Source organism: Gordonia sp. NPDC058843 (assembly GCF_042743165.1).
Taxonomy (GTDB): Bacteria; Actinomycetota; Actinomycetes; order Mycobacteriales; family Mycobacteriaceae; genus Gordonia.
The window spans coordinates 51,727-77,947 of the sequence record NZ_JBHYNC010000022.1; the positions used below are offsets into that span (position 1 = coordinate 51,727).

Below are 26,221 nucleotides of genomic sequence, written 5' to 3' on the forward strand. Positions count from 1 at the left end.
ACGGTGCACCGGAATCATCCACCGGTTGACGGACGCCGTGCTACCGTGCCGAACTAGAACACGTTCTACTTTTTGGAGGATTCTATGACCGTGGAACAAGCCGGGCTCGTCGAGAAGATCGACGCGGCTGTCGATGCCTACATCGAACTGCTCAACTCGGGGACCGCCGAGCAGATCGCCGACCTCTATGCGGGCGATGCGACCGTCGAGGATCCCATCGGTGCGGACATCCGCGACACCCGTGAGCAGCTCGTCGAGTTCTACTCGGTCATCACGGGTATGGATGAGCGCACCGCAACCCTGAAGTGGAAGAAGATCGCCGGCGACACCGCGGTCTTCGAGTTCACCTTGGTCACCAAGACCGCGGGACTGGCCTTCGAGATCACCCCCGTCGACATCATGGTCTTCGACGCCGAGGGCAAGGTCGCGACGATGCGCGCGGTTTGGCAGCAGTCGGACCTCAAGCAGCTCTGACCGCCGCCTCTGCTACCCCCGCCCGGTCGGCCGCAGCACGATCTCCTCGGGGTGGGCGTCGGCGGGGGTGTGGACGGCCTGCGCCACCGCGCGGGCCACGGTCGCGGGACGCAGGAACCGCGATCCGTCGTAGTCGTCTCCCTCGATGGCGACGATGTCGCGCTGCATGTCGGTGTCGATGCGGCCGGGGAAGATGGACGTGACCCGGAGGGTCGGTTCCTCGACCCGCAATCCGTCGGCAAGGGCGCGCACCCCGAACTTGCTCGCGGCGTACGGCGTCCATCCGGGGTTGACCCGGCGTCCCGCCCCCGAGTTGATGAAGACGACGTGACCTCCGGCCGTCCGCAACGCGGGGAGGAGTAACCGCGTCAGTTCGGCGACGGCGACGAGGTTCACCTCGAGGACGTGGTGCCATTCCTCGACGGGGGTCTCTCCGATGGGTTCGAGACTGCTGGCCACCCCGGCGTTGTGGACGAGTACGTCGAGTTCGCTGATCGCCTCCACGGCGGCTTCGACCTCGTCGTAGTCGGTGAGGTCGACGGCGAAGGTGCTCGCGCCGTCGAGTTCGGTGGCCAGTCGGTCCAGTTCGGGGGAGGGCCGTCCGCCGAGCAGGAGGTCGTGGGTCGGCGCGAGTTGGCGGGCGATCTCGGCTCCGAGGCCCCGGCTCGCCCCGGTGATCAACGCGGTGGGCACCCCTCGACCCTACTGGGAATCCACAACCGGGGATCCCCGGTCGAAGGCCTCGTCGGGCTCGGTGAGCAGACGGTGGCGCCGCGGGGCACAATCGTCGAGGTGGCCAGGTACGGATTCACCCCAACGCAGCTGTCGGCACGTGCCGCGTACCTGCTCCGCGGCAACGACCTGGGCACGATGACAAGTGCTGCGCCGAAGTTGTACCCCCACATGTGGAGTTGGGATGCGGCGTTCGTCACGGTCGGTCTCGCGCCGTTGTCGGTGGAGCGCGCCGTCATCGAGATGGACACCCTGCTGTCGGCGCAGTGGCGCAACGGCATGATCCCGCACATCGTCTTCGCGAACGGTCGCGACGGCTATTTCCCCGGACCGTCTCGCTGGGAGTGCGCCCGCCTGGCCGAATGCGCGCCGGATTTCCCCGACACCTCGGGCATCACCCAGCCGCCGGTCCATGCGATCGCGGTGCAGCGCATCCTCGATCATTCCCGGCGCCACGGTCGTACCACGCGCGCCGTCGCCAACGAGTTCATCGACCGGCGCTGGAGTTCGCTCGTCCGCTGGCACCGCTGGCTGGCGCATGCGCGGGATCCGAACGGGCGCGGCCGGATCACGATCTTCCACGGCTGGGAATCGGGGATGGACAATTCACCGCGCTGGGATTCCGCATACGCCAACGTGATTCCCGGGGTCGACCTCCCGCCGTACCAACGAGCTGACCTCGACCACGTCGACGATTTCTCGATGCGTCCCACCGACCTCGAGTACGACCGGTACATCTGGCTCGTCGAGCAGATGAAACGCGCCAACTACGACGACGATGTGCTTCCGAAGGCGATGAGCTTCGCGGTCGAGGACGTCTTCGTCAGCGCCATCTTCGCCGTCGCCTGCGACGTGCTCGCGACGATCGGCGAGGACTATTCCAAGCCACGATCGGATGTGCGCGACCTGCGCGCCTGGGCTGATCGCTTCCGGGCCGGGGTGGTGTCGGCGGCCAACGATCGCAACGGTGCGGCAAGGGATTTCGATCTCCGAGCCAACTCGTGGATCAACACCGAGACGATCGCGGTGTTCGCGCCGCTGCTGTGCGGCGGACTCTCGAGGGACCGGGAACGCGCCCTGCTGCGTCTCTTCGACGGTCCGCGGTACTGCGGCCACCCGGACCTGCGCTACGCGGTCCCGCCGTCGACGTCGCCGATCTCGGCAGATTTCCGCCCCCGCGAATACTGGCGTGGGCCGGTCTGGCCGGTCATGACCTGGCTCTTCAGTTGGGCTTTCGCCCGACGCGGCTGGACCGAGCGGTCGGCACGCCTGCGCGCGGAAGGGCTCCGGCAAGCCACCGACGGCGCCTTCGCCGAGTACTACGAGCCGTTCACCGGTGAGCCGCTGGGCAGTATGCAGCAGAGCTGGACCGCGGCGTCCGTGCTGGATTGGCTGGACTGACTACAGCTCCCGCATCCGACGGCACACGTCGTCGTAGACCTCGACCAGCGACCGGGTCCGCGCTGACCCGCCGGCGGCTTCGTTGATCTCCACCCACTCCTCGAACGCGCATTGGACCTCCAGGTTGGCGATCTCCAGGATCATCCGGATCTGGCCCCGGGTTCGTGCCGAGCTGCGGTCGCCGAGAGCTTCGGGTCGCCGGCGTGACTTGTCGGCGTACCGCCCGAGAGCGGCTCGGCTCAGGGTGGGCGTCGCGAGCACCAGTTTCTGCACGCGCATGAAGTGTGCGGACACGTCGTCGCTGCGGTCGCCGAACCCGTCCAGGAGGGCCCGGTAGACGCTCTCGATGTCGGCGAGCGCCAGGGTGTCCGGATCGATGGCGGCAAGATGCTCGTCGAGCGCCTGGTCGAAGCCGAACCGATCGAAGAGCACGCACTCTTCCTTGGTCGGGAAGTACCGGAAGAAGGTTCGTGGCGAGACCCCGGCGGCGACGGCGATCTCGTCGACCGTCGTCTCGTCGAATCCATTGCGCTCGAACAGATCCACTGCAGCTTCGTGGATCTCCATGCGCGTCGCATCCCGCCGGCGGGCCCGCAACCCACCGGCCTCGGAAGAATCTGACATGCGTCGAGACTAGCGCCGGTGCCGTCAGATGTGGCATCTACTGCCACAGTGGCAGTGACTGTCAGTTTGCGGTAGCGTCGCCGTGTGATCGACCGGACGACCGACCTGATGGAAGAACGACAGTGACAGAGAACGCCGCCCTCGCGGGTACCGACAACCGAGACGACAACCGCACCGAGCGCAGCGCGGTGCTGCTCATCGGCGTGCTGCTCGTCGCGGCCTTCGTGATGATCTTGAACGAGACGATCCTCAGCGTCGCCCTGCCAACGCTGATGACCGACCTCGAGATCACCGCCGCCACTGCGCAGTGGTTGACCAGTGGGTTCCTGCTGACCATGGCGGTGGTCATCCCGACCACCGGCTTTCTGATGCAGCGATTCACCCTACGGTCGATCTACATCGCCGCGATGACCCTGTTCACCGTCGGCACGCTGGTCGCCGCTCTCGCGCCGGGCTTCGAGCTCCTGCTCGTGGCGCGCGTGGTGCAGGCCTCGGGCACCGCCCTCATGGTCCCGTTGCTGATGACCACGATCCTCAACGTCGTCCCCGAGCAGAATCGGGGCCGGACGATGGGCCTGGTCTCGATCGTCATCGCTGTCGCACCGGCTGTCGGACCGACGGTGTCGGGTCTGATCCTGCAGTCGCTCAGCTGGCGAGCCATGTTCTGGATCGTGCTGCCCATCGCGATCGGCGCACTGATCCTCGGCGGGGTGTTCGTCCGCAATGTCACCGAGCAGCGACCTGCGCAGCTCGACATCATCTCGGTCCCCCTGTCGGCGTTGGGTTTCGGCGGAGTCGTGTACGGCCTGAGCAGCATCGGGGAGTCCGCGGGCGGGCACGCACCGATCCCGCCGTGGGTGCCACTGGTGATCGGTGTCGTCGCGCTCGCCCTGTTCGTCCTGCGGCAGCTCAAGCTCGCCGGCCGCGGCCTGGCGCTGCTCGATCTGCGGACCTTCGCCATCGCACCGTTCCGCCTTGCTGTCGTGTTGATGGCGGGCTTCATGCTGACCCTCTTCGGCGCTCTGATCCTGTTGCCGCTCTATCTGCAGAACGTGATGGGCAAGGAGGTCCTGACCACTGGACTGGTGCTGCTGCCCGGCGGTCTGGTGATGGGTTTGCTGGCGCCGTTCGTGGGGGCACTGTTCGACAAGGTCGGCGCGCGACCGCTCGTCCTGCCCGGCACGGTGGCCGTCAGTGCCGGTACGTGGCTGCTCACCACGCTCGACGCCGGGTCGTCGTTGGGCATGGTGATCGCGGCGCATGTGATCCTCAGTGCCGGTATAGCTTTCGGTCTGACTCCGCTGATGACCTCGGCGCTGGGATCGCTGAGTCCCGAGCTTTACTCGCACGGGAGCGCGACGGTCAGCACGATTCAGCAGGTCGCCGGCGCGGCGGGCACCGCGCTGTTCATCACGCTGATGTCCCGGGGTACGCAATCGGCCATCGACGACGGGGTGAATCCGATGCAGGCGGGCGCCGATGGCATCCACCTCGCGTTCGTCGTCGCGGCCTGCCTGTCGCTCGTGCTCGTCGGGGCGGCCGCACTCGTTCGTGGCCGGACCGGTGCGCCGAAGGCCGACGCACCCGTGCCGGCCTAGCGCCGGACCCCTCTGGGTGCCGGGCCGGTCACCGGGTCCGGTACTCCAGCAGGCCGGACCAGAACTCGTCGGGGATCTCCTCACCGGCGCGCAGCACCTGTGCGAGACCGGCGGCCATGAACACGCCGAGCAGGCCGAGCCAGAGACCGGACACCGAGATCGCCACCCAGGCGATCACGACGGCGACCGGCCACGGGTCGAGGATCAGCAGGATCGGCGCGAAGAACAAGCCGGCCCCGATGAACCAGGACGACAGGGCGCGGTCGCACCGCATCACCGCCGTCAGCCAGCGTGGACTCGAGTCCGTGGGCGCGGTGAGCGCAGCGGGCCTCGCGCTCGCAATGATCGGTTGGGCGGTCATCGGACACCTCCTCCGGGAATCGTCACCGATTCCAGACTGAGTGTCGGAGATCGTGGAAGCCACTACCTCTCAGGTAGTCGTGAGCCGCAGGAGGCAACCGCGCGTCGAGTTCACGCCGTCGTACGGCGCTCCTCGTGCGGTTTCGCGTGGGGAAAGCCGATGGACCGCAGGCGGTTCAGCGCATGCGTGCGGGCCTGGTGCTGTTTCCCGGGCAACGGGACGTAGACACCCGCCCAGATCCCGGTGAGGTGAGTCGGATCGTCGAGCGCGAGTCGCGCGCAGCTGGAACGGATCGGACAGCGGACGCAACCGTCGAGAGCGTGACGGTTGGCAAGGCTACGAGTGGCGGCGCCCTGTTCCGGGAACCACGCGTCCGGATTCGAGGTACAGGGGGGCTGCATGTCAGGCACTCCGCCGGCAGCGACGACAACCGTCGTGCTCTGACGTCGATGGCCCACTGATCCCTCCGATCAAACTGAGAACGTATGTTGTCAGAGTTCGGTCGCAGGCGCAACAGGAAGGGTGATACCCAGGACGGCGCCCGGCTGGGTACTCAACCAGGCGCCTGGGCCGGACCGCTCGCATGGGGTGGAACCGGCTTGCCGACCGCGGTACCCGACGTGCGGGGGCCCGAAACAGCGGGTCGGTCGGCCGACTCGACCAGCGATGATCGGTATCCTGTCCCTCGTGAGTTCTGTATGCGACGGGTGGGTCATGACTCCCACCGAGAGCGGTCGACGTGGCTGAGTACCGGCTCAATGAACTCGCGAAGGCTTCGGGAGTCTCGGCCCGGAACATCCGGGCCTACCAGGAACGCGGGCTTCTCCGGCGGCCCGCCCGCTCCGGCCGTGTCTCCGTCTACGACGACAGTCATCTGTGGACCCTCGAGATGATCACCTTTCTCCTGCAGAAGGGTTACACGGTGGCTCACATCGCGGACTTCCTCGACGGCTTCGACAAGAACCTGGACCTCGCCGACATCCTCGGTCTCCAGAGTCTCGCCGAGCAGACCGGGATGGAACAGATCTTCCGCGCACCTTGGAAACCCGGCAGTTCGGCCGAGGGCGCCGACCGTCCCGATTCGACTCTGCACGTGGACCCCGTCAGTGAGCTCGGGCGAAAGCTGGTGGAGTATCGGATCGCGCGCCGGGACGGAGACGTGCTGGTTCTGATCGATGACGACATCGCGAGACGTGTGTCGGCCGGACGCGACGAGAGGTTCTATCTACAGGTGCTGATCGGTGTGGTCGAGGCCACGCACACGACGATCGGCGATCTGGCGACTGTCGCGGTGAACGAGCTGCGCGACCGACTCGTCGAGCACTACGGAGAGGGCTGGATAGCTCCGGTCGACCAGCGCGACGAACTGGCCAGAACGATCACCGACGTTCGCGAACTCGGTGCGAGACTCATCGACACGCGTTTGAACGAGGCGCTGGAGACCAATGTCCTCCGAGTGGTCGGAGAGTACCTCGAGGGTGTCATGGACCAGCACGGTCTGACGGCGGAGCAACTCACGCAGGCGCTCGGCGGTGACTCCGAGAACAACTGATGCTCGTGCGCAACGGGTTTCGGATCAATTGACCGGCTCGGCGCCCATGATCCTGCTGCTGAACGCCATGCCGCGGTTGGTCAGTGCCGGAGCGAATCGTCTTGCATGCCAGGCGATCTTCGCATCGATCTGGGGCATCACGTACAGTCTGCCACGGTCGTTGGCGTCGAGTGTCTTGCGCGCGACGACGTCCGGCGCCATGCCGCGCTCGGCCATCCTGGTGGCGAACTCTGCCGGTCCGGGGGCGATGCGGCCATCCCGGGCAACGTTCGTGGCCACGAACGTGGGACACAGAACGCTCACCGTGACACCGGTGCCAGCCATCTCGGCGGATAACGTCTCCGACAGCGACATGACCCCGGCCTTGCTGACGCAGTAGGGTCCCATCACCGGCGCGGAGTTGAAACCCGCGGCCGACGCCACATTGATGATTCCGGCACGCTTCTCGGTTCTCAGGAGTGGTGCGAAGATCTCGCAGCCATGGATGACGCCGTACAGGTTGATGCCCAGTACCCAGTTCCAGTCCTCGAAACCGATGTCTCCGACGACTCGTCCGCCGGCACCGACCCCCGCGTTGTTGATGAGCAGGTTCGGCGATGTCCCGAAGAACCGGGTCGCCTCGGATGCGAGCTCCTGCACCTCGTATTGCTCGGAAACGTCGCAGCGGACTGCTCGACCTCGGCCACCGGCGTCTTCGACGAGTGCGACCGTCTCTTCGGCCCTGTCGAGGAATACGTCGGAACACACCACCGCCCCTCCTCGGTGCGCGAGTTCGATGGCGAAGGCGCGGCCGATACCGCTGCCTGCACCGGTGACGACGGCCCGCGACGAGTGGGAAACGGCCCTGGATCTGAACATGTTTCGCATCATTCCTCGTCGTGAGTGGCACGGGTCGCGATGGCGGCGCAGATGAACTCGGCCGCAGATCGCAGAGCCGCAGCGGACTCGGGCAGGGCGGCAGACGCCTGGAAGACGTGCGCCTGGCCCGGCCAGATCTGCAACGAGCTGTCGCCCCCGATCGCGGTTATCTGACCGTGGAGGTGACGCGCATCAGCGCTGAGCATCTCGTTCGCGCCCGCCTGGATCAGAGTGGGAGGGAAGTCGGTCACCCCGTCGAGGGTGAGGGTGATCCGCTGGTCCGAACGGTCGGACTCGCCGATGTAGAGATCGATCAGACGGCGGCAGTCGGCCGCGGCGATCAACGGATCGGGTCTCGTGACCTCCTCTGCCGCAGCGAGTTCCAGGGTCAGGTCGACGAGCGGCGAGAACACCACCAGCGCGGCGGGCGCGGGCCGGTTGGCGCGTGCGAGCCGTGACGCGAGGTCGACGCAGAGATGGGCACCCGCAGAGTCACCGGCCAGGACCATCTCGCGCGGATCGACGCCCTGCTCGAGGACGTACTCGTAGGCGGCGAGGACGTCGTCGGACGCTGCTGGGAACGGATGTTCCGGTGCGAGCCGATAGTCGACGCTGAACGCCGGGAGACCCGTTCGGTCCGACAACCTCGACACCAGGGGGCGGTGACTCTTGGCCGACAGGAGTACGAAGGCGCTTCCGTGGACGTACAGGATCGTGGGCCCGCCTCGACGAACTCCGGGCGCCTGCACCCACTCCGCGCGCACCGTGTCAGTGGCGACCAGTTCCGTACCCGTTCCGGGCACAGTGCGTGCGAGGGCGTTCGGTGCATCGACGATCGTGCGCAGGGCGGCGATTCCCAGCGCGTTCAGCTCGAGATGCGGCATGAGTCGCCGGATCGTATGACGGGTCAGGGCCTGCTCCCACCGAGCCCGACGAGACGGATCGGGGAACACCGGTTCGCGAGGTCGTTGTCGGGTGAGCACTGGGACCTCGGTCATGACGGCGTCCCGCACGACCCTGCCGACACGAGGATCACCGGTTCACCGCATGCGACCGCAGGTCCGCTGTCCGCGGCCCGCCGATGGCCAGCTCGAGATCTCCGGCAGCACGATAGTGGTGAAGATCGATGTCGCGGAGCAACTTCTGATAGGTGGTTGCGAAACCGGGGAACATCGTGGCGTTGAATCCGTCTTCGGTGAGATACCAGCTGTCGCATCCACCGCTGTTCCAGGTGGACTTCTCCAGCCGGTGTTGCAACCACTCGTTGTAGTCGGCCTGCGCCTTCGCGTCGACTTCGAGCCACGTGAGCTTCCGCTTCACCATCAGGGAGATCAGTTCGGCGGCGTACTGGATCTGAGCCTCCATGTAGACCAGGGCGGACGTGTGCCCGGGACCTGCATTGGGGCCGAACGTGAAGAACAGGTTCGGATATCCCGCCACGCTCACACTCTTGTAGGCGAATGCCCCGCGCGCCCAGTCGGCGTTCAGGGACTTGCCGTTCCGGCCGACGATGTCGATCGGCGGCGCCGCCTTGGTGACCTCGTATCCCGTCGCGCATACGATCGCGTCGGCGAGGTGTTCGACCCCCTCACAGGTCATCACGCCGTTGTCCCCGATGCGGGCGATCGGCCAGGCGATGACCTGACAGTTCTCTGCCTGTAGGGCTTTCAGATAGTCGTCGGAGACCAGCATGCGCTTGCAACCGGGGCGGAACCTCGGGGTGAGGAGCCGCCGAAGCCATGGATCGCGAACCTCTCGGCGGAGAAAGAGCTTGCCCGCGAGGGCGACCACCGAAGTGAGTACCGTATTCCAGACCAGCGCGAGCGCACTGAGTTCGGTGGCCCGGAAAAGACCTGCACGAACGAGTCCTTGAGCGAAGGGGAAGCGACCGAAGAACCGCAGCACTCGGGGCGGTGTACGCAGGTTGCCCCGGGGCAGGACCCACCCGGCTGTCCGCTGGAAGACCACCACCTTGCCGGCGACCTTGACCAGCTCGGGAATCAGCTGAACTGCGGTCGAACCGGTGCCGATGACCGCCACGGTCTGGCCACTGAAGTCGTGATTCCGATCCCATGCCGCCGAGTGGATGACGTCGCCACCGAAATCCTCGAGGCCGTCGATAGACGGCAGGGACGGATTCGCCAGCGGCCCGTACGACGCGATGACGTTCTTCGCCCGGAGCTGACCCTGATTCGTGGTCACGGTCCAGATGCCCTCGGCGTCATCGAAGGTCATGGAGCTGACATCGTGACCGAACCGGACGAAGCGGCGAACGTCGTACTTGTCGACGACATGTCGGATGTACTGCTGAATCTCCGCGCCGTCCGCGTACAGCTTGCTCCACGGTGCAGGCTCGAAGGAGTAGGAGTACAGGAGTGACGGCACGTCACACGCCACACCGGGGTAGACGTTGTCTCGCCACGTCCCGCCGACCTCTTGGGCCCGTTCGAGAACGACGAAGTCATCGATCCCTCTCCGCCGCAACTCGATCGCCGCCCCGATTCCCGAGAATCCGGCTCCGATCACCAGTGCTGTGTACACCGTCGACGTCTCGTCGTCGTCCGACGCCACATCGTGCGCGTCGAGGGTTGGATGATCTGTCACGGTGGCGAAGCCTCTCCTGGGTCGTGCGGGGCGTCGTGCGGGGGTGGGCCGTGCGGGGGTGGGTCGACGCACGACTCGAGTCGCTCGATCTGCGTCGTCGATGAACGATGGTCAGGCAGTGGGTTGGTAGGTCAGTTCGTCCGACCACGTGGGACGCGCGGGCCACTTGCGACGCGGAATGCGGTGCGCGTACGCGATCATCGCGGATTCGACCCGCGACCAGATGGGATGACGTTCCATCACCAGGCGCGAATAACCACGAACGATCTTGTAATAGTGGTTGGACTCGAGCCGCGGATCACGTTCGCCGGCCTTCCGGTAGCGATCCATCGCCACCGACAGTCGGTCACCGTCGAGTCCCATGGCGTAGAGCTCTTCTCGCATACTCCCGATGATGGGGAGCGTCGAGATGACCCCTCGAAGCGACACCAGTCGCATGCTGGACGCCAGTTTGAACAACACGAGCGCGGTACGCCGCAACGGTGCGCCCGACAGCATGCCCATCACGTGGAAGCCGACTGCCAGATGACGGGACTCGTCGTTGTTGATCTTGTTCAGAACGACTTTGAGCAGTGGGTCCTCGACCTCGTCGGTCAAGAACTTCAGCAACGCCCCGTCGAGTGCGACCTCCAGCATCGGGATGACTGTCGCCTGATACTCGAACGGGGCCTTGTCGGCCATCTTGTCCATGGTCTCCAGCGAATGCGAGATCATGACGCCCGGCATCGGGATCTCCCCCTCCTCGAGCAGGTTCCACCGCTTCATCAGCGCGAGTTCGGCGTTCGCGTGCTTCTGCTCCTCGGCGTGGAAGTACCGGTAGATCTCCTTGAGTTCCTCGGTCGGCGCGTGTAGCGCCAGACCGGCGAAAGCGCGCGCACCCACGTGCTCGATCCACATGAGGTCGGCCATGAACGCCTTCAGGTCGGCGCGCTGGTCGTCGCGGATCAGTTCGGCGCCCGGGGCGTCCCAGTCGATGTCGCTCAGCATCCATTGCCGCGCTTTGATCGTCGCCAGTGTGTCCGACAGATTGAGCTTCGTCACTTCGCACTCCCGTCCGGCTGTGCGCCGGTCACCTAGTGATTCGTTGAGTGCATCCCATCGTGACGGCCACCTAGCCAGTTGTCAATGGCAACATCTCTGCGCGCGCCGACGGAGGCCGGCCGCACCTAGCTCCTGAACTGGGAAAGCGCCGGATCAGCGAGCCATCGAGCAATGGCAATGAGGCGGTTACGAGCCCGCTCAGACCGCTGCAAACTCGCCGACGTCCGCGAGAGCGTGTCGTGCAACCGGGGCTCGGCGTCCCGGGTCCTCTCGTGTAGCACGCCATTACAGGGCCGTCATACAGCGGAAACACTCGGCTTGTTTCATAACAGGGGACAGCGTCCACTCTGGTGATTCGCCACGGCACGGTGGCGCCACACCGGGGACGCGATCACGTACCGCCGCCCGCGAGTACACCCCGAACAGGCAAGTGAAGGAGCAACGTTGACCATCGAGAGTGCCAAGGCATTGGAGTTCCGCGTGACCAGCGGCGGATACGAGGATCTGCCGAAGATGCCCGAGGCCGAGTACCCCGGAACCCAGGGCTTCATCGGCGACGTCTACGAGAACCCGGACGGAAGTCCCATGTGCAGCGGGTACTTCGAGCTGCGCCACACCGACGAGCCGCTGTACTACGAATACGAGTACGACGAGATGAAGGTCGTCCTCGAGGGCGAGTTCCTCCTGGAGAACAAGGAGACCGGGCAGAAGACGGTCGCGAAGGCCAAAGATGCGATCTTCTTCCCGAAGGGCTCCAAGATCTACTTCAGCACACCCGATTACGCGCTCGCCTTCTATACGGGGTTGCGCGACGCGACATTGCTCTGATTCATGCTGTCGCAGATCGCGTACTCCAGCGTGCCGCCGTGGGCACGTCCCGGTGGGCCGGACGCCCCGACGGCCCCTGCAACGACCGGTAGCTCCTACGTGCTGGTCGGTGTCGGAGACGTCGCCGACAACCTGGGTCGATGGGAAGCTGAGCTCCCTCCGCGCGCCACCACACGCATCCACGGCGATGCGGACTCGGTGGCGGGCTTGCTCCGCACCGCGTTGGCCGAAGCCGTTGTCGGCGTGCGGGTCTGGATTGTCGCCGACGCCGGCGCCGCCCTCGCGCTCCGTGCCGTCGCGCTCGGTGCGGGTCTCGAGGACGACGAGATCGAAGTCGTCCCGGCACCGCCGGCGGACAGGAACCCTGTCGAGATCTTCTGTGCCCACTGCCGTTCGATCACGCGGATCACCGCCGCGGTCGACGACATCGTCCCGTGTGCCGGCTGCCGGCGCGACCTCCTTGTCTACCACCACGTGTCCCGCCGGACGGGGCACTTCCTGGGCTTCATGGTCGACGCCGAGACCGCGGGTGCAGACAGCGCCATGTCCCACTCCAACTAGGAGCTGATCCGATGAACATCGCGCTCGCAGAGACGAACCCACCGGTATCGGCCGAGAACGCAACCCGTCCGATGACGATGGACCTGCTCGTGACCTCCATCGAGAGCACGACGCGTGACATCCGCGCGATCACCCTGGCCGACCCGACGGGCCGAGCGCTCCCCGCGTTCGTCCCGGGCAGCCACCTGATGGTCCACGCCGGGAGCCACACCAACGCGTACAGTCTCACGGGCGACGGCACCCACCCGTCGCACTACTCCATCTCGGTTCTCCGTCGCGACGACGGCCACGGCGGTTCCCGTTGGCTGCACGAGCGACTGGCCGTCGGCGATCACCTGACCGTCGGGCTGCCCCGCAGCGCCTTCGGCCCGATCGCACGTGCCCGAAAACATCTTCTGGTCGCGGGCGGTATCGGGATCACACCGATGGTGTCGCATCTGCGGGCCGCGACACGGTGGCGTCGAGATGTTCAGTTGCTCTACGTGTTCCGCGACTCGTCCGCCGCCCACCTCGACGATGTGACGGAACTTGCCGGCACACGGGCGGAACTGTTCACCGACCGGTCGTCCTTCGCCGAACGGCTCGAGCAGGCTCTCGGGTCGCAACCCGTCGGCACACACCTGTACGTGTGCGGTCCGTCGGCGTTGATCGATGCCGTGACGGCGGCGGCCACCGCCGCCGGCTGGCCCGACTCGCGAATCCACTTCGAACGCTTCGGTGTCGACGCGCTCGACGCCGGTGACCCGTTCCGCGTGACCCTCCGCGAGACCGGCCGCACGATCGACGTGCCGTCCGGCACCAGTCTCCTCGAAGCCCTCGAGCACGACGGCATCGCGATTCCCAACCTGTGCCGGCAGGGCGTCTGCGGAGAGTGCCGCATCCCCCTCGCCGGTGGTACGCCCATCCACCGCGACCTCTACCTCACCGCCGAGGAGAAGGACGCCGGTGACGCCATCATGCCGTGCGTCTCGCGCGCGGCCGCGGGTTGCACATTGGAGGTTCCCCTGTGACCAGCACGCTCGAGACGGACATCGCGCGAGATCTGCTCGCGGGATTCCCGTTTCCGTTCCCCGACGACCGATATCGCTACAGCACCAATGTCGAACCGGCGCGGAATCCGGTGGTCACGCCCACCGGTCAGTGGGGTTCCGCGGTCATCGACATCGACGCGGAGTATCGAACCGAACTCGATCAGCGAGCGACGATCCTCGCCGCCGACCCCACCCGCCACGCGGTGCTGCCGCACATGGTGCCTGCGGCGTGGGACGCGATGCTGACGATCATGCGGGAGCTCGATTCCGCGTATCCCGAACAGATGCAGCTGCGATCGACCGGAGCCGACACCTGGATGTGGCGCAACACCGTACTCGGCATCGAGCAGGGTTTTCGGTACGGCGACGACACCACGCTGCCCGACGAACCGCTGCGCTACATCACTTCTCAGGTCCAGGAGGACATCGCACTCCTCGATCAGCGCAACGACCAGCTGTTCGTCGACGCGGGTGTGGTCACCTTCGCCGCCGACTGGAGCTTCGGATTCGACGTCGGTATGAGTTTCCTCGAGATCCACGGTCCGGTCCCGCGTGTCCGCAAGGAAGGCGTCATCACCCGGGCCCACGAATTCCTCAAACGCCTGCAACCGCATCAGCCGTATCGGCGGACGAACTGGACCCTGACCATCGACCGCCGCCTCGACGTCTCCACGGAGATCTACCACGAGTGGGGGCCCGACCGCGAGAGCATCCAGACCGTCCCCGACGACGAGTTCGGTCGCCGCGTCCACCTGCGCGTCGAAGTCCAGCACCTCATCCGTCTCCCGGACTCGGGTGCGGTGATGTTCGTGATCCGCACGTACATGCTCCCCCTCGAGCAGCTCGCGACGGTCGAGCCGTGGCGGCGCCGGACAGCGGAGGTGCTGGCCGAACTACCCGCGGACATGGCCGACTACAAGGGGATCATCAAGTTCCGGGACCGTGCGGCGAGCTGGCTGCGGTCCGCCGCCGCGACCCCACGGGAGGTTTCGGGGCCAGGGATGCCCGTGTGGCCGGCCTCCCCGCCCGCCGTCGACACCAGTGGGTCGGCGTTTCTCGTCCTCGCCGTCGGCGACGACCCCGAGGCCGCGCACGTGTCGCGGACCTGGGTGGGGGCGGCGGAAGCCGTGGGCCCGACCCGCCTCCTGGTTCTCGACACCCTGGCCGGCGATCGTGACCGCGCCGCTCTGCACCATGCCCTTGACGAGTCCGTCACCGGGACGCGGATTCTCGTGACCGGTGGACAGTACGACGTCATGACGGCGCTCGCGGCGGCCCGTGGCGCGGGCGCGCTGCCCGCGGAATTGTCGTCGTATGTGACCCACACCCGCGACCTGCCGCTCTACTGCGCACACTGCCGCCACACGTTTCGGGTGGAGGCAGCGGTCGGGGGAGCCGTCGCATGTCCGGGATGCGCGCGCGATCTCGCCGTCCACGAACATCATTCGCCGGTCCTGGGCAGCTTCCTCGGCTCCGCGGCAGGTGATGCATGACCGCCGTGGCCGTTCCGGAACAACCGGCGGCTCATCTGCACCCGGCGTACGCCACCGGACCGCGACCGATGCGGGTCGTCTCGATTCGCCGGCTCACCGACGAGATCACGCACTTCCGCTTCGGCCCCCTCGACGACTCGTCGCCGGTACTGACGGCGTACCAGCCCGGCAGTCACGTGATCGTCACGACAGGTGGTGGGCGCAACGCGTACTCACTCGTCGACGACGGGATGTATCCGACCAGTTATGGCATCTCGGTTCTGCGACGCGGGGCCGGCGGTGGCTCGGACTGGTTGCACGACAACCTCGTCGAAGAAGGTGTGGTCGAGATCGAGGGCCCACGTTCGATGTTCGCCCCCGTGCTCGATCAGCGTGGTGCGCTGCTCGTCGCGGGTGGGATCGGTGTCACGCCGGTGCTCTCGCACGCGCGGGCTCTGGCGCGCGACGGGCGTCGGGCGGACATCGTCTACTCCTATCGTCGCGGGTCGGGTGCGCACGCCGACGACCTACGCGCGCTTGCAGCGCAACCCTCCGTGACGCTGCACGAGGTGTCCGGTGCCGAACAGACCGCGTCGCTCATCGCCGACAGACTGCGGGCACAACCCCTGGGTACGCACGCCTACGCCTGTGGTCCCACATCGCTTCTCGAGACCTACACCCGACTCGCGGAGGCCGCCGGGTGGCCAAGAGCGCGGGTGCATCTGGAACGCTTCGCCGCTCCCGACCCGGAGCCGGGCGACCCGTTCACCGCGACCGTGGCGTCGACGGGCACCAGCATCGATGTCCCGGCCGGGGTGTCGCTGCTGCAGCGTCTGCTCGACACGGGCGTCGCGGTACCCAGCCTGTGTCGTCAGGGGGTGTGCGGTGAATGTCGAATCCCGGTGCGTCGCGGCACCATCGAACATCGCGACTTCGTACTGACCGACGACGAGAGGGCCGCGGGCGACACCATGCTGTGCTGTGTGTCCCGTGGCCACGACATCGAGGTGGACCTGTGAGTACCGATTCCCTCCCCACCCGCCGAGTCGATCACCTGTCGAACCTGCCGTGGCCGTTCCCCGACGATCTCGACGAGTTCGCCTACAGCGTGAACGTGGAACCGGCACGCGTCCCGCGAGCCACGCGCGCGGGCGAATGGGGTAGACACCTCGTCGATCTCGGCGGTGTCGAGTACCCGGAGATCATGGCCGAGCGGCGCCGGATCCTCGACGCGGATCCGACGCGTGTTCGGGTCCGCCCGGGCATGGAGCTCGCGTGCTGGGACCTCCTGCTGTACTACCTGCGCGACCTCGCTCACGCCTACCCCGCGGCCCTGCACCTCGAGGAGCGCGGTGACGGCCGATTCCGTTGGCAGAATCGATTTCTCGGCACTGATCAACAGTTCGTGCTCGGCGAACCGGCCACCCTCCCGTACGGCCCGATGGAGTTCCTGGCGCGCGAGGTCCCCGATGATCTGCTGCTCGTCACCGAGCGCGATGGACACCTGTACTTCGACGCAGGCGTCGTCACCTTCGCCGCGGCATGGTCGGTGTCGTTCGACGTCGGCATGGACATGTACGAGATCCACGCACCCGTTCCCCGCATGCTCCGCGAGGGCATCGTCGCCCGCGCGGAACAGTTCCTGCGGAGGCTACCGGCCGACCAGGTCTACCGCAGGGTGAACTGGACGCTCTCGGCGTCGGACTCCGACAAGCTCGACGTCAGTCTCGAGGAACTCCCCGAGTGGGCCGGCGACGTGCCGGGCATGGTCGCCGACGGCGATTTCGGCAGGGCGCGCCTGCGAATCGAGCTGGAACACTTCGTCCGGTTGCCGATGTCGGGTGCGGTGACGTTCAATATCCGGACATTCATGGCCTCGCTCGAGGACGTGAAGCGCATACCCGAGTGGGCCGGTCAACTGGCGACCGTCATCGAGACGCTCGGCGAGGACATCGCCGCCTACAAGGGATTCCTCGACTACCGCGACAGCGTCGTCGCCTATCTACGCGGTCAAAGATGCCCGTGAGCTCAGGTCCCGAACACCCGACTTCTCGTAGAGTCCCTGAACCGAAAGATCGCTCATGGAACCCATACTCGCTGTCAATGCCGACCTGGCATGGATGCTGGCGGCCTTCGTCTTCGTCCTGCTGATGTTCCCCGGCCTGGCCTTCTTCTACGGCGGAATGGTCGGATCGAAGAACGTTCTCAACATCATGACGATGGTCATGTCGACCCTGGCGATCACGGCGGTGCTCTACGTCGTGATCGGGCACGGCCTGGTGTCGGGTCCGTCGGTGGGCGGGTGGGGCCTCATCGGCAATCCGACCGACTACATCGGCCTGACCAACTGGCTCACCGACGACGCTTCCGGCGCCACCCAGAACCTCTACTTCGCGGCCTGGTTCATCTTGTTCGCAGCCATCACGATCGCCATCGTCGCCAGTGGCGCGGCTGGTCGGATGAAGTTCTCCGCCTGGCTCGTCTTCGCACCGATCTGGCTCGTCGTGGTGTATTTCCCGGTTGCGCACTGGGTCTTCGCGGCTGATGTCGACGACAACTACAGCGGTGGATTCCTCCTGAACGACATCGAGATCGTCGATTACGCAGGCGGAACCGCGGTCCACATGAACGCCGGTGTCGCAGCGCTCGCGCTGGCGGTGGTGCTCGGTGCCCGCAAGCGGCGGATGGAGCGACCGCACAACGTGCCGATGACCATCATGGGCGGCGGCATCCTGTTCTTCGGTTGGTTCGGCTTCAACGGCAGTTGTGCGCTCGGCGCGAACTTCCTCGCGCAGGCCGTCATCCTCAACACACTGCTGGCGGGTTCGGCGGGCATGATCGGTTTCGCCGCCATCGAGAAGTGGCGCGAGGGGCACGTCACCTCGCTCGGAATGATCACGGGCACCGTCGCAGGCCTCGTCGGCATCACCCCGGCGGCCAGCAGCATGGCGCCTCTCGGCGCTCTGCTCGTCGGTATCTTCGCTGCCGCGGTCGTCGCTTTCCTGCTGAGCTTCAAGAGCAAGCTCAAGATCGACGAGACGCTGGACGCGTTTGCTGTGCACGGTATCGGCGGCATCGTCGGAACCCTCTGCATCGTCCTGTTCGCCACCGAGGCCGCACCTGCCGGTGTCCAGGGCATCCTGTTCGGCGGTCCCGTCGACATCGTCTGGCGGGAGCTCGCGGGCATCGTCATCACCTGCACGTACTCTTTCGTGATGACCTGGCTGATCGCCAAGGGACTCGACAAGCTCATCGGCATGCGCGTCGATGAGGAGACCGAGATGGTGGGCCTCGACACCGCGCTGCACGCCGAGACCGCTTACGAGATCCCCAGTGCCTCTGTCGGACACGCCGGTGGGCTCGCGACCATGTCGCCCGCTCGCGCTGCGGACAAGGTGGAGGAGGCGATGCCGGCGTCCGCCCCGGCATCGGCGCCACCGGCCGGGGTCTGATCAACGACGGTCATCGACGCGACTACTCGGGGGCTCACCGTTCGACGGTGGGCCCCCGAGCCGTCGTCATCGCCGGCCGTCACGGAAAGCGTTGTCGGGCAAACCGACACCCACCGATCACGAAGTCGAAACAGGGTCGAAACAACTTGCATGTCTACTAATAGTAGACACTGGTTCACACCAGTGGACTTGCGCTAGGAAACCCCCTAGAGTCGACCACGGAGCACATGATGACAACCACCGAGACGACGACCGGCGCACTGGCCGATCTCTGCGCGACGCACGGCACCAAGTTCATCCTCGCGATGTTCGTCGACCTCCGCGGCAAACCCTGCGCCAAACTGGTGCCGGTGGAGGCCGTCGACGAACTGGCCACCGACGGAGTCGGTTTCGCCGGTTACGCCGTCGGTGCGATCGGGCAGGAACCCAAGGATCCCGACCTCATCGCCATCCCGGACGTCAGTTCCTTCCTGCCCATCCCGTTCATCAAAGAGGGACTCGCCGTCGTCCAGTGCGACCCGCACGTCGAGGGCAAGCCGTGGCCCTTCGCACCTCGGAACATCCTGAAGGCGCTCATCGCGCAGACCGCGGACGCCGGGTTCGAACCATGGGTCGGGGCCGAGGTCGAGTACTTCCTGCTCAAGCGGGCCGCCGACGGATCCCTGGTGACCGCTGATGCCGCGGACGACTCGGATCAGCCGTGCTACGACGTCCGGGGACTCACCCGGATGTACGACCACCTCACGACCGTGTCCACTGCGATGAATCAGCTCGGCTGGAGCAACTACGCCAACGACCACGAAGACGGCAACGGGCAGTTCGAGCAGAACTTCGCCTACTCCGACGCGCTGACGACGGCCGATCGCGTCGTCACGCTCCGCTACCTGCTCTCTGCCCTGGCGGCGGAGAAGGGCATGATCGCGACGTTCATGCCGAAGCCCTTCGCCGAGCGCACCGGCTCGGGACTGCACTTCCACCTGTCCCTCACCCAGGCGGGGGACCCGGTGTTCCCTCAGGTCGCCGACGACGAGCGTGGACTGGGGTTGTCGGAGACGGCATACGGCTTCATCGGCGGGATACTGGAGCACGCGCCTGCGCTCCAAGCCGTCATCGCACCGACGGTCAACTCCTACAAGCGGACTGGAGCGACCGCGACGCGCTCGGGTGCGTCGTGGGCCCCGCGTCGGGCGACCTACGGCGGCAACGATCGCACCCACTACATCCGGGTGCCCGACGAGCAGCGCGTCGAGCTCCGGGGAGGCGACGGATCGGCGAATCCGTACCTGGCCGTCGCCGCGCTGCTCGGAGCCGGCCTCGACGGCATCAAGCGGAGTCTGGACCCCGGCCCCGTCGGGAACTGCCCCGGCCACATCGCCGAACTCCCGCTCACCCTCCTGCACGCCGTGGACGCGCTCGAGGTCGACGCGGTGGTCGCCGGAACATTGGACGCCGCGCTCCCCGAGGACTGGCCCGCCGACCAGCAGCGGGTCTCGGCGTACTTCGCCGGCCTCAAGCGCGATGAGTTCTTCGACTGGCACGCGGCGGTCACGCCGTGGGAGGTCGACAAGTACCTGACGGCGTTCTGACCGTCGATCCGACACGGATCACTCTGAGACCCAAATACGAGCTCGGACAACATCACTCATTCTTCGACGTAAGGATCTGACCATGTGCGGAATCGTCGGGCTGCACCTGCGCAACCCGGACCTCCACCCCCGGCTCGGCGAAATGCTCGCCGAGATGCTCGGTGAGATGCAAGACCGTGGTGCCGACTCGGCGGGCATCGCCGTCTACGGCAATCGCGCCTGGGCGCCGCCGGGGCACGGCTGTATCTCCCTCCTCGAACTCGACGTGCTCCCCGACGAGGTGTCTGCGACCCTGGGCGCGGCACTCGGTGTGCCGGTCGCGGCACAGACGATCGACGTCACGCTCGTGGCGTCGGCCCCGGCGACGGCCGACGAGCTGCTGGCAGCCGCACGTGCCGCATATCCGAACGCACTCGTCGCCGGCTTCGGCTCCGATCTCACCGTTCTCAAAGGTGTTGGGGCGCCCCGAGACCTGACCGAATCGTGGGGGCTCGCGGCAGCCTCGGGGTGGCAGGGCGTCGGGCACACCAGGATGGCTACCGAATCGGCTGTCACCTCCTCGGGGGCTCATCCGTTCGCGGTCGGCCCTGAGCAGTGTCTGGTCCACAACGGCTCGTTCGCCAACCACGCCACCATCCGTCGCGAACTGCGCGCCGCAGGAGTGGAGTTCGACAGCGAGAACGACACGGAGGTGGGCGCTCGTTTCGTCGCTCACCAGCTGGCAGCGGGCAAAGACGTGGAGACCGCACTGAAAGAGGTGTGCGCGAACTTCGACGGTTTCTACACATTGCTGGTGTCCAACCGCGATTCGTTCGCCGTAGTCCGCGACGCGATCGCCTGCAAACCGGCCGTCATCGCCGAGACCGACGACTGGGTGGCCATGGCGAGTGAGTATCGGGCGCTGGCCAAACTGCCCGGGGTGGAGAACGCCCGGATCTGGGAGCCCGAGCCGGAGGTCGTCTACGCATGGACGCGGTGACCGCCGAGTTGCCCGCCACCTCTTCTGTTCCCGCCTCCACCGGCCTGGCGAAAGCTGAGACGATGAGTCCCAATCACACCTTCGACCTCGCGACCACTGCCCTGCGCGAGATCAACTCGACGCTGCACGGGGACATCTCCGGCGAGATCGTCATCGACAACCCGGCCGGCGCCCACAGCGTCGCCGCCGGGGTCAACCTCCCGTTGAAGATCACGATCAACGGTCACGTCGGCTACTACGCGGCCGGCATGAACCAGCAAGCCGAGGTGACGATCAACGGCAACGCCGGTACGGGCGTCGCCGAGAACATGATGAGCGGCAGCGTCATCGTGAAGGGCAACGCATCTCAGTCGGCGGGTGCCACCGCGCACGGCGGCCTGCTCGTGGTCGAGGGCGACGCCGCGGCGCGGTGCGGCATCTCGATGAAGGGTGTCGACATCGTCGTGGGCGGAAACGTCGGGCACAACAGCGCTTTCATGGCGCAGGCCGGCCGCCTGGTCGTCCGTGGCGACGCGGGCGACGGACTCGGTGACTCCATCTATGAGACCCGCATCTACGTCCGCGGCGACGTTGCTTCACTCGGCGCCGACTGCATCGCCAAACCGATGCGCGCCGAACACCTCGAGGAGTTGACCGGGTTGCTCAAGGCCGCCGGATTCGGCGACGACGACCCCCGCGACTACACCCGCTACGGCTCGGCCCGCGAGCTGTATCACTTCAAGGTCGACAACACCTCCGCGTACTGACGCCCCCGCTCCCTGAGGTGCGAGGAGCGCCGGCGAAACCACCCTTGCTCCCTGAGGTGCGAGGAGCGCCGGCGACATCACTTTGCTCCCTGAGGTGCGAGGAGCGCAGCGACGAGCCACGAAGGGCCGCAGCCTCGCACACACACCACACGACTAGAGAAGGATCACCATGACCGACAACCTCAGCGTCGAGCAGCGCGGACTGCGTGAGTCCGCCACGTTCGACCGCACCACCATTGCCGCCATCCAGCGCGCCGCCGAGACCGGCATCTACGACATCCGCGGTTGGGGCGCCAAGCGCAAGCTGCCGCATTTCGACGACCTGCTGTTCCTCGGCGCGTCGATGTCGCGCTACCCGCTCGAGGGTTACCGCGAACGCTGTGACACCGACGTCGTACTCGGTAACCGGAACGCGAAATACCCATTGCACCTGTCGACTCCGGTGACCATCGCAGGCATGAGCTTCGGCGCGCTCTCGGCCGGCGCGAAGGAGGCACTCGGGCGAGGCGCTTCGGAGGTCGGGACCTCGACCACCACCGGCGACGGCGGGATGACCCCCGAAGAGCGGGGACAGTCCAAGAACCTCGTCTACCAGTACCTCCCGTCGCGGTACGGAATGAACCCCGACGACCTGCGCAAGGCCGATGCCATCGAGATCGTCCTCGGCCAGGGCGCGAAACCCGGTGGCGGCGGAATGCTGCTGGGCCAGAAGATCTCCGAACGTGTCGCCGGCATGCGTACCCTGCCGCAGGGTATCGACCAGCGCAGCGCCTGCCGTCACCCGGACTGGACCGGTCCTGACGACCTCGCCATCAAGATCAACGAGCTGCGTGAGATCACCGACTGGGAGAAGCCGATCTACGTCAAGGTCGGTGCCACCCGCACCTACTACGACGTGAAGCTCGCCGTGCACTCGGGCGCCGACGTCGTCGTGGTCGACGGTATGCAAGGTGGTACCGCCGCAACCCAGGACGTCTTCATCGAACACGTCGGCATCCCCACGCTGGCCGCGATCCCGCAGGCCGTACAGGCGTTGCAGGAGTTGGGTGTTCACAGAGAGGTTCAGTTGATCGTCTCGGGCGGAATCCGCAACGGCGCCGACGTCGCCAAGGCGATGGCACTCGGCGCGGACGCGGTCGCGATCGGGACGGCAGCCCTGATCGCGCTGGGCGACAACGATCCTCGCCACGCGGCGGAGTACGAGGCGCTCGGATCGGCGGCCGGTTACTACGACGACTTCCAGGACGGCCGCGACCCGGCGGGCATCAGCACCCAGGACCCCGAACTCTCCGCCCGCTTCGACCCCGTTCTCGGCGGCAAACGACTCGCGAACTTCCTGCGGGTCATGACGATGGAGGCCCAGACGATCGCCCGCGCGTGCGGCAAGGCGCACCTACAGCACCTGGAGCCCGAGGACCTGGTGGCGATCTCGATCGAGGCGTCGGCCATGGCCCGTGTGCCGCTGGCCGGGACCAGCTGGATCCCGGGGTCGGGGTGGTGACCGCGGCGGAGACCGCGCAGGTCGTCATCGTCGGCGGCGGTCTGGAAGGTGCGGCCGCCGCGTGGGCGCTGGGTCAGCGCGGCATCACTGATGTGGTGGTGTGTGAGCGGGACACCGTCGGCGGCGGGATGACCGGCAAGTCGTCGGGGATCGTCCGTTGCCACTACGGTGTCAGCTCGTTGGCCGCCATGGCCGCCTACGGTCTCGAGGTGTTCGAGAAGGCCGAGGAGATCTTCGGTGCCGACATCGGTTTCCGTCAGACCGGTTACGTCGTCGGCGTGGGGGAGCCCAACGTCGAGAGCATGCGCGCGAGCCTCGCCGCGCAGCGTGCGGTGGGTGTACAGACCGAGGAGATCGACGCCGCCGATGTGGCCGCGATGTGGCCGACAGCCGACCTGGAGCCGTTCGCGGCCTTCGGCTGGGAAGAACGTGGCGGCTACGGCGACGCGTATCAGACCGCACAGGCCTTCGCGGCGTCGGCACGGGCCACCGGAATCCGAATTCGTCAGGGCACCAGCGTGACCGGGCTCGTCGTCGACTCCGGCCGGGTGACCGGCGTACGACTGGCCGACGGTTCGACGATCTCCGCGGACACGGTGGTGGTCGCCACCGGCGTGTGGACGAGGCCGTTCCTCGCCCCCCACGGCATCGACGTCCCGATCCGGGTGCATCGCGAGCAGATCGTGATGATCCATCCCGGTGAGGACCTCGGAGACGTCCCGGTGTTCTCCGATCTGGTGTCGCTGCAGTACGTCCGTCCGGACGTCCGCGGCGAGATCTTGTTCGGCAACAGCGATCTCGCCGCCTTGGACATCGCGGACCCGGACGGCTACCGCAATCGCGCAGACTCGGCCTTCATCGACCTCACCGTCGAGAAGGTGGGAGCCCGGTTCCCCGGGTTCGCCGATCCGGCCATCACCACGAGCTACGCCGGGTGCTACGACGTGACGCCGGACTGGAACCCGATCATCTCGCGCGGGCCGCTCGACGGCCTCGTACTGGCTGCCGGGTTCAGCGGACACGGGTTCAAGATCTCGCCGGCGGTGGGTCGGCTGATCGCCGATCTCGTCGTCGACGGGCGGAGCTCCGATCCGCGTATCCCCGAGTCGGACTTCCGTTTCTCGCGGTTCGCTGAGGGATACCTGCTGACGACGCGTTTTCCGTACGTGGGAGCCGGGGAGATGCGCTGACCGCATGTGTCGACTGTCAGGAAACACTGTTTCTCACTATGCTAGCAGCGTGACGGACGACCCTTTGATCCGGAATCAATCCGGCACAGCGCGCGAGCGGCCCGTCGACCAGTCGGTCGAGGAGCTGGAACTCGAGACCGCCATCGCGCACAACGTACGACGCCTACGACGCCAGCAGGGACTGTCGGTGGGGGACATGGCCACTCGCGTCGGCATCTCCAAGGCGATGCTGTCGAAGATCGAGAACGCCCAGACCTCGTGCAGTCTCAGTACATTGGCTCGTCTGGCCAACGGCTTCGACGTGTCGGTCACCTCGCTGTTCCGCGGTGCGGAGATGGAGCGATCGGCGGTGTTCGTCAAAGCCGGCGAGGGGGCCGAGATCGTGCGCGAGGGGTCCCGAGAGGGACACGACTACGAGTTGCTCGGCTCGTTGCGCGGCGAACACAAACGCCTCGAGTGCCTGCTCGTCACGCTGACCGAGAAGTCGGTCACGCAACCGTTGTTCCAGCACGCCGGGACGGAATTCCTCTACGTTCTCGAAGGCGTGATGGACTACGCGCACAGCCGGTCGGTGTACCGGATGCATCCCGGTGACTCACTGCAACTCGACGGCGAGGGTGCGCACGGGCCCGTCGAACTCGTCGAACTGCCGGTGCGATTCCTCTCGGTGATCGCGTTCCCGGATTCGGCTGTGTGACAGTCTGATTCAGGTCCGCGATCGGCTGGGGTCGAAGTCGTAGCGCGAGGTCGGGATCACGTCGAGGTGGCGGTCCGCACCGAATCGGGCGACGCTCTCCAGCATCAGGGTCATCCGACGCTCGAGTTCGAGTTGGTCCCCGCCGCTTCCATAGAAGGCGTGGATGTCGCTGATCGCCGCCATCGGGAACAGTTCTTCGACGATGGCCGCCACCGGCGGGGTGTTCTCGGTCAGCGGTCGTTCGACGATGTTCTGCACATATCCGAACGTGGCCTGGGTGTCGATGGCGACCTGGGTGTGGTCCTCGATCCACCGTCGGCGCCACTCGGCGTGATCGAGTTCGTCGGGGCGACGCAGGAACGCGATGTTGGCCAGCGCCTCGATTCGCGTTCCGTCGGCGGGCAATTCCGGATCCAGCGGTGCTCGCGCGGACACCTCCCAGCCGGCTGTCGGACCGTCGAGTTCGTCGTCGAGCACGGCGAGCACCAGGTCGGGTTCGGGCGCCCAGAACGACACCACGGCGCTGATCGGCGGGTCGAGCTCGTCGATGCGCATGGCGCCCGACACCTGGTCGTCGCTGATGTTGACCTGGACGCGCGTGGCGCCCGCTGCCACGCAGCGTTCGACGAGGGCATCGGCGTCGGTGCGCGTCAGTCCGCCGCCCCGGATGGCAACGATCACCTTGGAATCCGTCACCCCGCGGACGGTACCGGGCGATCCGCGGGTCGGTCACCGATTCGCAGATCCACCACAGCCCCGTTCCCTGAGGAGCGCCTGGAGCTTGCGGAGGGCCACAAGCTCGCTCTTCAGGGAGCAGGGGGACGCTCGCAAGCTCGCGCCTCAGTACTGCGGCCTGGGGGCCGTCGTGGACCACGAAAGAACACTCGTGAGCGGGGGTTTTCAATGCTCCCTGAGGTGATAGGGTAGCGAGCC

At 66.5% G+C, this 26,221-nt stretch carries 26 protein-coding genes; 17 read left to right on the forward strand and 9 right to left on the reverse strand.

All coding sequences use genetic code 11. The features are described from left to right. Positions 1-84 precede the first annotated feature (84 nt). On the forward strand, positions 85-474 hold the full coding sequence (locus ACFW3F_RS15540; protein WP_388058811.1) for a nuclear transport factor 2 family protein: 390 nt from the start codon (positions 85-87) through the stop codon (positions 472-474). Between the two features lie 12 nt (positions 475-486). On the opposite strand, the gene ACFW3F_RS15545 is transcribed toward ACFW3F_RS15540, so the two are convergent. Next, positions 487-1,167, reverse strand: a complete 681-nt coding sequence (locus ACFW3F_RS15545; protein ID WP_388058813.1) for an SDR family oxidoreductase — start codon at positions 1,165-1,167, stop codon at positions 487-489. A 99-nt stretch (positions 1,168-1,266) separates the two neighbouring features. Between ACFW3F_RS15545 and ACFW3F_RS15550 the strand changes: the two genes are divergently transcribed. Continuing rightward, a complete protein-coding gene (locus tag ACFW3F_RS15550) occupies positions 1,267-2,607 on the forward strand; it encodes an amylo-alpha-1,6-glucosidase (RefSeq protein WP_388058815.1) in 1,341 nt (446 codons plus the stop codon). On the opposite strand, the gene ACFW3F_RS15555 is transcribed toward ACFW3F_RS15550, so the two are convergent. Further along, the gene (locus ACFW3F_RS15555) at positions 2,608-3,231 is read right to left on the reverse strand and encodes a TetR family transcriptional regulator (protein ID WP_388058817.1); all 624 of its coding nucleotides are present in this window, start codon (positions 3,229-3,231) and stop codon (positions 2,608-2,610) included. It lies immediately after the preceding gene. A gap of 122 nt (positions 3,232-3,353) precedes the next feature. Here ACFW3F_RS15555 and ACFW3F_RS15560 point away from each other — a divergent pair, with 122 nt between their 5' ends. Beyond that, the gene (locus tag ACFW3F_RS15560; protein ID WP_388058819.1) at positions 3,354-4,829 is read left to right on the forward strand and encodes an MDR family MFS transporter; all 1,476 of its coding nucleotides are present in this window, start codon (positions 3,354-3,356) and stop codon (positions 4,827-4,829) included. Positions 4,830-4,857: 28 nt separating this feature from the next. On the opposite strand, the gene ACFW3F_RS15565 is transcribed toward ACFW3F_RS15560, so the two are convergent. After that, the gene (locus tag ACFW3F_RS15565) at positions 4,858-5,190 is read right to left on the reverse strand and encodes a hypothetical protein (protein ID WP_388058820.1); all 333 of its coding nucleotides are present in this window, start codon (positions 5,188-5,190) and stop codon (positions 4,858-4,860) included. 110 nt (positions 5,191-5,300) lie between these two features. Continuing rightward, entirely contained in the window at positions 5,301-5,591 is a 291-nt protein-coding gene (locus tag ACFW3F_RS15570) for a WhiB family transcriptional regulator (RefSeq protein WP_388058822.1), read from the reverse strand. Positions 5,592-5,929: 338 nt separating this feature from the next. Here ACFW3F_RS15570 and ACFW3F_RS15575 point away from each other — a divergent pair, with 338 nt between their 5' ends. Then, the gene (locus ACFW3F_RS15575; protein ID WP_388058824.1) at positions 5,930-6,742 is read left to right on the forward strand and encodes a MerR family transcriptional regulator; all 813 of its coding nucleotides are present in this window, start codon (positions 5,930-5,932) and stop codon (positions 6,740-6,742) included. Positions 6,743-6,766: 24 nt separating this feature from the next. Here the strand turns inward: ACFW3F_RS15575 and ACFW3F_RS15580 are convergent, their stop codons facing one another. The 4 genes from ACFW3F_RS15580 to ACFW3F_RS15595 all read right to left on the reverse strand — a co-directional run bounded on the left by ACFW3F_RS15580 (position 6,767) and on the right by ACFW3F_RS15595 (position 11,245). Next, complete coding sequence (locus ACFW3F_RS15580) at positions 6,767-7,600, reverse strand: SDR family NAD(P)-dependent oxidoreductase (protein ID WP_388058825.1); 834 nt, start codon at positions 7,598-7,600, stop codon at positions 6,767-6,769. A gap of 8 nt (positions 7,601-7,608) precedes the next feature. Next, positions 7,609-8,598, reverse strand: coding sequence for an alpha/beta hydrolase (locus tag ACFW3F_RS15585; protein ID WP_388058827.1), 990 nt, complete (start codon positions 8,596-8,598; stop codon positions 7,609-7,611). Positions 8,599-8,632: 34 nt separating this feature from the next. After that, positions 8,633-10,141, reverse strand: a complete 1,509-nt coding sequence (locus ACFW3F_RS15590) for a flavin-containing monooxygenase (protein WP_388058860.1) — start codon at positions 10,139-10,141, stop codon at positions 8,633-8,635. A 174-nt stretch (positions 10,142-10,315) separates the two neighbouring features. Further along, on the reverse strand, positions 10,316-11,245 hold the full coding sequence (locus ACFW3F_RS15595) for a ferritin-like domain-containing protein (protein ID WP_388058829.1): 930 nt from the start codon (positions 11,243-11,245) through the stop codon (positions 10,316-10,318). Between the two features lie 444 nt (positions 11,246-11,689). On the opposite strand from ACFW3F_RS15595, the gene ACFW3F_RS15600 reads away from it, so the two are divergent. The 13 genes from ACFW3F_RS15600 to ACFW3F_RS15660 all read left to right on the forward strand — a co-directional run bounded on the left by ACFW3F_RS15600 (position 11,690) and on the right by ACFW3F_RS15660 (position 25,288). Continuing rightward, positions 11,690-12,073 (forward strand): ethanolamine utilization protein, encoded by a 384-nt coding sequence (locus tag ACFW3F_RS15600; protein WP_014928662.1) that lies wholly within the window; start codon positions 11,690-11,692, stop codon positions 12,071-12,073. A gap of 6 nt (positions 12,074-12,079) precedes the next feature. Then, on the forward strand, positions 12,080-12,634 hold the full coding sequence (locus ACFW3F_RS15605; protein WP_388058862.1) for a dimethylamine monooxygenase subunit DmmA family protein: 555 nt from the start codon (positions 12,080-12,082) through the stop codon (positions 12,632-12,634). An 11-nt stretch (positions 12,635-12,645) separates the two neighbouring features. Next, a complete protein-coding gene (locus ACFW3F_RS15610; RefSeq protein WP_388058831.1) occupies positions 12,646-13,644 on the forward strand; it encodes a PDR/VanB family oxidoreductase in 999 nt (332 codons plus the stop codon). Then, entirely contained in the window at positions 13,641-15,158 is a 1,518-nt protein-coding gene (locus tag ACFW3F_RS15615) for a heme-dependent oxidative N-demethylase subunit alpha family protein (protein ID WP_388058833.1), read from the forward strand. The genes ACFW3F_RS15610 and ACFW3F_RS15615 overlap by 4 nt, the downstream gene beginning before the upstream one ends. Then, positions 15,155-16,156, forward strand: a complete 1,002-nt coding sequence (locus tag ACFW3F_RS15620; RefSeq protein ID WP_388058835.1) for a PDR/VanB family oxidoreductase — start codon at positions 15,155-15,157, stop codon at positions 16,154-16,156. The genes ACFW3F_RS15615 and ACFW3F_RS15620 overlap by 4 nt, the downstream gene beginning before the upstream one ends. Next, complete coding sequence (locus ACFW3F_RS15625; RefSeq protein ID WP_388058837.1) at positions 16,153-17,163, forward strand: DUF3445 domain-containing protein; 1,011 nt, start codon at positions 16,153-16,155, stop codon at positions 17,161-17,163. The genes ACFW3F_RS15620 and ACFW3F_RS15625 overlap by 4 nt, the downstream gene beginning before the upstream one ends. Positions 17,164-17,218: 55 nt before the next feature. Next, the gene (locus ACFW3F_RS15630; protein ID WP_388058839.1) at positions 17,219-18,589 is read left to right on the forward strand and encodes an ammonium transporter; all 1,371 of its coding nucleotides are present in this window, start codon (positions 17,219-17,221) and stop codon (positions 18,587-18,589) included. Between the two features lie 227 nt (positions 18,590-18,816). Continuing rightward, positions 18,817-20,175, forward strand: coding sequence for a type III glutamate--ammonia ligase (glnT, locus tag ACFW3F_RS15635; protein WP_388058841.1), 1,359 nt, complete (start codon positions 18,817-18,819; stop codon positions 20,173-20,175). A gap of 82 nt (positions 20,176-20,257) precedes the next feature. Continuing rightward, positions 20,258-21,154, forward strand: a complete 897-nt coding sequence (locus tag ACFW3F_RS15640) for a glutamine amidotransferase (protein ID WP_388058842.1) — start codon at positions 20,258-20,260, stop codon at positions 21,152-21,154. After that, positions 21,142-21,900, forward strand: a complete 759-nt coding sequence (locus ACFW3F_RS15645) for a protein glxC (RefSeq protein WP_388058844.1) — start codon at positions 21,142-21,144, stop codon at positions 21,898-21,900. Before ACFW3F_RS15640 ends, ACFW3F_RS15645 begins: the two co-directional genes overlap by 13 nt. Positions 21,901-22,069: 169 nt before the next feature. Next, a complete protein-coding gene (locus tag ACFW3F_RS15650; protein WP_388058846.1) occupies positions 22,070-23,401 on the forward strand; it encodes an FMN-binding glutamate synthase family protein in 1,332 nt (443 codons plus the stop codon). Next, positions 23,398-24,591, forward strand: coding sequence for an NAD(P)/FAD-dependent oxidoreductase (locus ACFW3F_RS15655; protein WP_388058848.1), 1,194 nt, complete (start codon positions 23,398-23,400; stop codon positions 24,589-24,591). The genes ACFW3F_RS15650 and ACFW3F_RS15655 overlap by 4 nt, the downstream gene beginning before the upstream one ends. Positions 24,592-24,595: 4 nt before the next feature. Further along, the gene (locus ACFW3F_RS15660) at positions 24,596-25,288 is read left to right on the forward strand and encodes a helix-turn-helix domain-containing protein (RefSeq protein WP_388058850.1); all 693 of its coding nucleotides are present in this window, start codon (positions 24,596-24,598) and stop codon (positions 25,286-25,288) included. Positions 25,289-25,297: 9 nt separating this feature from the next. Here ACFW3F_RS15660 and ACFW3F_RS15665 read toward each other — a convergent pair whose 3' ends face one another. Next, on the reverse strand, positions 25,298-25,984 hold the full coding sequence (locus ACFW3F_RS15665) for a hypothetical protein (RefSeq protein WP_388058852.1): 687 nt from the start codon (positions 25,982-25,984) through the stop codon (positions 25,298-25,300). Positions 25,985-26,221 lie beyond the last annotated feature (237 nt).